The organism is Streptomyces sp. NPDC057950, from assembly GCF_042887295.1.
Classification (GTDB): Bacteria; Actinomycetota; Actinomycetes; order Streptomycetales; family Streptomycetaceae; genus Streptomyces; species Streptomyces kaempferi.
Window position 1 is genome coordinate 78857 of record NZ_JBHVPP010000034.1, and the last position, 6239, is coordinate 85095.

A 6239-nucleotide genomic window follows, 5' to 3' on the forward strand; every position below is an offset into this window, starting at 1 on the left:
TCCATCTCCTCGTCACTCTCCGGAGTCGTTGAGTTGTCTACATTCGATTCTCTGTCCACAGATTTCGGGCTTCCTCTGGCTTTTCGTCGTGCGAGAACTCACTCTGGGTAGTGGACAAGGGAGTTCGAGCGGACGTGCGACCAGCGCGTCGGGACAGACGGGGGCAGCGCATGGAAGCGGTGCGGCTCATCGTGGTGAGCAGACGTGCCCTGGCCGGGAGCGGGGACATGGACGAGGTGGTGGCGGAGGCGTGGCAGGCGCAGGCCCTGGCCCAGGCCATAGGCAGTCGCCTGGCCGTCTCGGGGCCACCCGAACTGCGGGGCGAGGCCCTCGGGCTGACCGAGCTGGCGGGGCGGGGATGCGGTGTCCTCGACGCGGCGCCTCGGGACATCGCGGATCTGCGCGCCGCCCGGCTCACCGAGCTGGGTGACGCCCGGGAGGCGCTTCTGTGTCTCGGGGGGCTTCTCGCCGAGGTCGGCATCGCCCTCGTCGGCGTCGCCTGCGCGGCGGACGAACAGGGGACGTACTGGCAGTGCATGGAGGCGATCGACGCGGCGGACGAGTCACGGGACCGGGTTCTGGAGATGCTGAGACGGCTGGCCGACCGGGATCAGGGGGTGGTGGAGCGGGGGTGGGCGACGGGGTAGGTTCTCGCCCCCGCCGCCCCTCCCCGTCCCGTTCCCGGGGCTCCGCCCCGGACCCCGCCACGGGGCCGCGCCCCCGGCCGGGGGCGCGTCGGCCTCAAACCCTCAACCCACCTGCGGCATCACCGCGGACGCGATCAGCTCCAGGTGATCCAGGTCGTCGAGGTCGAGCATCTGGAGATACATCCGCCGCGCACCGACACCCTGGAACTGGGCGATCCTCTCGACGACCTCCGCGGGCGACCCCGCGAGACCGTTCGCCTTCAGCTCCTCCACGTCGCGCCCGATCGCGTCCGCCCGACGCTTCACCTCCAGATCGGTCCTGCCCACGCAGGCGACGAGCGCGTTGGAGTACACCAGGTCGTCCCCGTCGCGTCCGGCCTCCTCGGCCGCCGCCCGCACCCGCTGGAACTGCCGCTCGGTGTCCTCGAGAGAGGCGAAGGGCATGTTGAACTCGTCGGCGTACCGCGCCGCCAGTGCCGGCGTCCGCTTGGCCCCGTGACCGCCGATCAGGACCGGCACCTTCGACTGCGCGGGCTTCGGCAGCGCGGGGGAGTCCTTGAGCTGGTAGAACTTCCCCTCGTAGGTGAACCGTTCACCGACCGGCGTGTTCCACAAGCCCGTGACGACGGCGAGTTGTTCCTCCAGCCGGCCGAACTTCTCCTTGGGGAACGGAATCCCGTACGCCTCGTGCTCGGCCTCGTACCAGCCGGAGCCGAGCCCGAACTCCACCCGGCCGCCGGACATCTGGTCGACCTGCGCCACCTGGATGGCGAGGACGCCGGGGAGGCGGAAGGTGCCGGCCGTCATAAGGGTGCCCAGCCGGATCCGTTCCGTCTCGCGCGCGAGGCCGGCCAGCGTGATCCACGCGTCGGTGGGCCCGGGGAGCCCGTCGACGGACCCCATGTGCAAGTAGTGGTCGGAGCGGAAGAAGGCTCCGTAGTGGAGGTCTTCGGCGGCCTTGGCGACGCGGAGCAGCGTCTCGTAGGTCGCCCCTTGCTGCGGTTCTGTGAAGACTCGAAGATCCATGTATCCATCATGCACCGGTCGCGTCAACCGTCCCACCGGGCACCGCTGCCCCACCCGTGACCGATCGTGGCGATCCGGACACAGGGTGCCGTGACCGTCGGCCACCCCGCGTCCCCGGCAGTCCGGCGTGGGCCGCCACCAGCGAAAATTCCCGGCTCCGCCCGAGACGTTCGCTGTAGGTTGGGCAGGCGCGCCGAGGGCACGGCATGGCGCGCTCTTCCCCTGTCGCGGTTCACCGTCGACCGGCACCGGACACCCGGAGCACACGCACCCGGAGCACACGCACTCGGAGCACGCGTCCCGGAGAACGTGTTCCCGGAGTGCGCGGTCACGTCCGTACGGAAAATCCGCGGCTCAGATGACGTTTCGAGGAAGACCCACAGTGTTTCTGACGATCAGTACCACCGGCGACCCGGAACGCCCCGCGACCGACCTCGGATTCCTGCTGCACAAGCACCCCGACAAGGCGCAGGTGTTCTCGACCTCCTACGGCACGGCGCACGTCCTCTACCCCGAGGCGTCCGCCGAGCGGTGCACGGCCGCGCTGTTGCTGGAGGTCGACGCGGTGGCGCTGGTCCGGCGCGGCAAGGGCAAGGGCCGTGGCGGCGCACCCGACGCCGCGCTCGCGCAGTACGTCAACGACCGCCCGTACGCCGCCTCGTCCCTGCTCGCCGTGGCGCTGAGCGCGGTGTTCTCCAGCGCGATGAAAGGACAGTGCGCCGCGAAGCCGGACCTCCCCGCTCGTGCGCTGCCCCTGCGGATCGAGGTGCCCGCGCTTCCCGCGCGAGGCGGCGCCGACCTCGTGCGCCAGCTGTTCGAGCCGCTCGGCTGGACCGTGGACGCCGAGGCCGTGGCGCTGGACGCCGAGTTCCCCGAGTGGGGTGCGTCGCGGTACGTCCGCCTCGTCCTGGAGTCGGCCCGGCTGACGCTCGCCGAGGCACTGCGCCACCTCTATGTCCTGCTCCCCGTCCTCGACGACGCCAAGCACTACTGGGTGTCGTCCGACGAGGTCGACAAGCTGCTGAGGGCCGGCGAGGGCTGGCTGCCGGACCACCCCGAGCAGAAGCTGATCACCAGCCGGTACCTCTCCCGACGCTGGTCGCTGACGCGTGAGGCGATGGAGCGGCTGGAGCTCGTCCGGCTCGCCGAGACCGACGACACCGAGGTCGAGGACATCGACAACGCGGTCGACGAGGAGACCGACACGGAGGACAGGCCCGTGCCGCTCGCCGTGCAGCGGCGGGACGCGATCCTCGCCGCGCTGCACGCCCGCGGCGCCGGCCGAGTCCTCGATCTCGGCTGCGGACAGGGGCAGTTGGTGCAGGCGCTGCTCAAGGACGTGCGGTTCACCGAGATCGTCGGGGTGGACGTGTCGATGCGCGCGCTCACCATCGCCGCGCGCCGGCTCAAGCTGGACCGGATGGGCGAGCGGCAGGCGGCCCGCGTACAGCTCCTGCAGGGCTCGCTCGCCTATACCGACAGGCGGCTCAAGGGGTACGACGCCGCCGTGCTCAGCGAGGTCGTCGAACATGTCGACCTGCCCCGGCTGCCTGCCCTGGAGTACGCGGTGTTCGGCTCCGCGCGCCCCAGGACCGTCCTGGTGACCACCCCGAACGTCGAGTACAACGTCCGCTGGGAGACCCTCCCGGCCGGACACACCCGGCACGGCGACCACCGCTTCGAGTGGACCCGCGAGGAGTTCCGGAGCTGGGCGCGCGCCGTGGCCGAACGACACGGCTACGAGGTGGAGTTCACCCCCGTGGGTCCCGACGACCCCGAGGTGGGGCCGCCGACCCAGATGGCCACGTTCTCCCTGAACACGACCACCCGGGACACGAAGGAGGAGAAGGCCGCATGAGCAGCGAAGACACCACCCAGGGACGGGTCCTGCCCGTCACCGACCTCTCCCTGGTCGTCCTGATCGGCGCGTCCGGGTCGGGCAAGTCGACCTTCGCCCGCAGGCACTTCAAACCGACCGAGGTGATCTCCAGCGACTTCTGCCGGGGCCTCGTCGCCGACGACGAGAACGACCAGAGCGCCAGCGGCGACGCCTTCGACGTCCTCCACTACATCGCGGGCAAGCGGCTCGCGGCGGGCCGGCGCACGGTGGTGGACGCGACGAACGTCCAGCAGGAGAGCCGCCGACAGCTGATCGAGATCGCCAGGAAGCACGACGTGCTGCCCATCGCGATCGTCCTCGACGTACCCGAGGAGGTGTGCGCCGGACGCAACGCGTCCCGGACCGACCGGGCCGACATGCCACGCCGTGTCATCCAGCGGCACATCCGCGAACTCCGGCGCTCCCTGCGGAGCCTGGAGCGCGAGGGCTTCCGGAAGGTGCACGTGCTGCGCGGCGAGGCGGAGATCGAGGGCGCCGGGATCAGCACCGAGCGGCGCTTCAACGACCTGACCCACCTGACCGGTCCCTTCGACATCGTGGGCGACATCCACGGCTGCGCCTCGGAACTGGAGACCCTGCTCGGCAAGCTGGGGTATGCCGACGGTGTGCACCCGCAGGGCCGTACGGCCGTCTTCGTCGGCGACCTCGTCGACCGGGGACCGGACACTCCCGGCGTGCTGCGCCGCGTGATGTCCATGGTCGGCTCCGGCAACGCACTGTGCGTGCCCGGCAACCACGAGAACAAGCTCGGCCGCCACCTCAAGGGCCGCAAGGTCCAGCACACCCATGGGCTCGCCGAGACCGTCGCGCAACTGGCGGGGGAGAGCGAGGAGTTCCGGGCGGAGGTGAGGGAGTTCGTCGACGGTCTGGTCAGCCACTACGTCCTGGACGGCGGACGGCTCGTCGTCTGCCACGCCGGTCTGCCCGAGCGGTACCACGGCCGCACCTCGGGCCGGGTGCGTTCGCACGCGCTGTACGGCGACACGACCGGGGAGACGGACGAGTTCGGCCTGCCGGTGCGCTACCCGTGGGCGGAGGACTACCGGGGCCGTGCGGCGGTCGTCTACGGCCACACCCCCGTGCCGCAGGCGACCTGGCTGAACAACACCCTCTGCGTCGACACCGGTGCCGTCTTCGGCGGCAAGCTCACCGCGCTGCGCTGGCCGGAGCGCGAGCTCGTCGACGTACCCGCCGAGCGGGTCTGGTACGAGCCCGCCAAGCCGCTGGCCTCGGAGGCGCCCGGCGGACACGAGGGGCGTCCACTCGACCTCGCGGACGTGCACGGCCGGCGGGCCGTCGAGACCCGGTACGCCGGGCGGGTCGCGGTGCGCGAGGAGAACGCGGCGGCGGCCCTGGAGGTCATGAGCCGCTTCGCGGTCGACCCCCGGCTGCTGCCGTACCTCCCGCCGACGATGGCGCCGACCGCGACGTCCCGGGTGGAGGGCTATCTGGAGCACCCGGCGGAGGCCTTCGCCCAGTACCGGGAGGACGGGGTCGCCCGGGTCGTGTGCGAGGAGAAGCACATGGGCTCCCGGGCGGTGGCGCTGGTCTGCCGGGACGCCGGGGTGGCGCGCGAGCGGTTCGGCGTGGCCGACGGTCCCACCGGGTCGCTGTACACCCGTACCGGCAGGCCCTTCTTCGCCGACACCGAGGTCACCGAGGAGATCCTCGGGCGGCTGCGGGACGCGGCTGCGGCCGCGGGTCTGTGGGAGGAACTGGGGACGGACTGGCTGTTGCTCGACGCCGAGCTGATGCCGTGGTCGCTCAAGGCGTCCGGACTGCTGCGGACGCAGTACGCCGCTGTCGGCGCCGCGTCCGGGGCGGTGTTCCCGAGTGTGCTGGCCGCGCTCGAAGGGGCGGCGGCGCGGGGTGTCGACGTGCGGGACCTGCTGGGCCGGCAGCGGGAACGGGCCGCCGACGCGGCGGCGTTCACCGACGCCTACCGGCGGTACTGCTGGCCGACGGACGGCCTGGAAGGGGTGCGGCTCGCGCCCTTCCAGATCCTGGCGGCGCGGGGCCGCAGCCTGGCCGCGCTCCCGCACGACGAGCAGCTCGCGCTGATCGACCGGCTCGTCGAGCACGACGGAAGCGGACTGCTCCGGACGACCCGGCGGTTGTTCGTCGAGACCGGAGACGCGGAGTCCGTGCGGGCCGGTGTGGACTGGTGGCTGGAGATGACCGGGCGCGGCGGCGAGGGCATGGTCGTCAAGCCCGTCGAGGCGGTCGTCCGGGACGCACGGGGGCGGTTGGCGCAGCCCGGTATCAAGTGCCGGGGGCGCGAGTACCTGCGGATCATCTACGGACCGGAGTACACCCGGCCGGAGAACCTGGCGCGGCTGCGGGGTCGGTTCCTCAACCACAAGCGGTCGTTGGCGATCCGGGAGTACGCGCTGGGGCTGGAGGGGTTGGAGCGGCTGGCGGAGGGGGAGCCGTTGTGGCGGGTGCACGAGGCGGTGTTCGGCGTGCTGGCCCTGGAGTCCGAACCGGTGGACCCACGTCTCTAGCGGCTCGTTTCGCCCCTGCCGTATCCGGGGGCTGGCGCCCCCAGACCCCCGCTCCGGCCTCGAGGCCCTCGTCCTCGAACGCCGGACGGGCTGAACTACCCACGCCGGCCGGCGATGGAGCGCGAGCCCTTCGGGCGCGGCGGGGGGCGCGCGGGCGCAGAC

At 71.8% G+C, this 6239-nt stretch carries 4 protein-coding genes; 3 read left to right on the forward strand and 1 reads right to left on the reverse strand.

Going from position 1 to position 6239, the window contains the following annotated elements:
- Nucleotides 1-170: 170 nt before the first annotated feature.
- The gene (locus ACFVTC_RS39385) at nt 171-647 is read left to right on the forward strand and encodes a DUF6099 family protein (protein WP_390134108.1); all 477 of its coding nucleotides are present in this window, start codon (nt 171-173) and stop codon (nt 645-647) included.
- Between the two features lie 102 nt (nt 648-749).
- Here ACFVTC_RS39385 and ACFVTC_RS39390 read toward each other — a convergent pair whose 3' ends face one another.
- Nucleotides 750-1673 (reverse strand): LLM class F420-dependent oxidoreductase, encoded by a 924-nt coding sequence (locus tag ACFVTC_RS39390; RefSeq protein ID WP_390134110.1) that lies wholly within the window; start codon nt 1671-1673, stop codon nt 750-752.
- A 382-nt stretch (nt 1674-2055) separates the two neighbouring features.
- Between ACFVTC_RS39390 and ACFVTC_RS39395 the strand changes: the two genes are divergently transcribed.
- Nucleotides 2056-3531: a 3' terminal RNA ribose 2'-O-methyltransferase Hen1 gene (locus tag ACFVTC_RS39395; RefSeq protein ID WP_390134112.1), complete on the forward strand. Its 1476-nt coding sequence runs from the start codon at nt 2056-2058 to the stop codon at nt 3529-3531.
- Nucleotides 3528-6077 (forward strand): polynucleotide kinase-phosphatase, encoded by a 2550-nt coding sequence (locus tag ACFVTC_RS39400; RefSeq protein WP_390134114.1) that lies wholly within the window; start codon nt 3528-3530, stop codon nt 6075-6077. The genes ACFVTC_RS39395 and ACFVTC_RS39400 overlap by 4 nt, the downstream gene beginning before the upstream one ends.
- Nucleotides 6078-6239 lie beyond the last annotated feature (162 nt).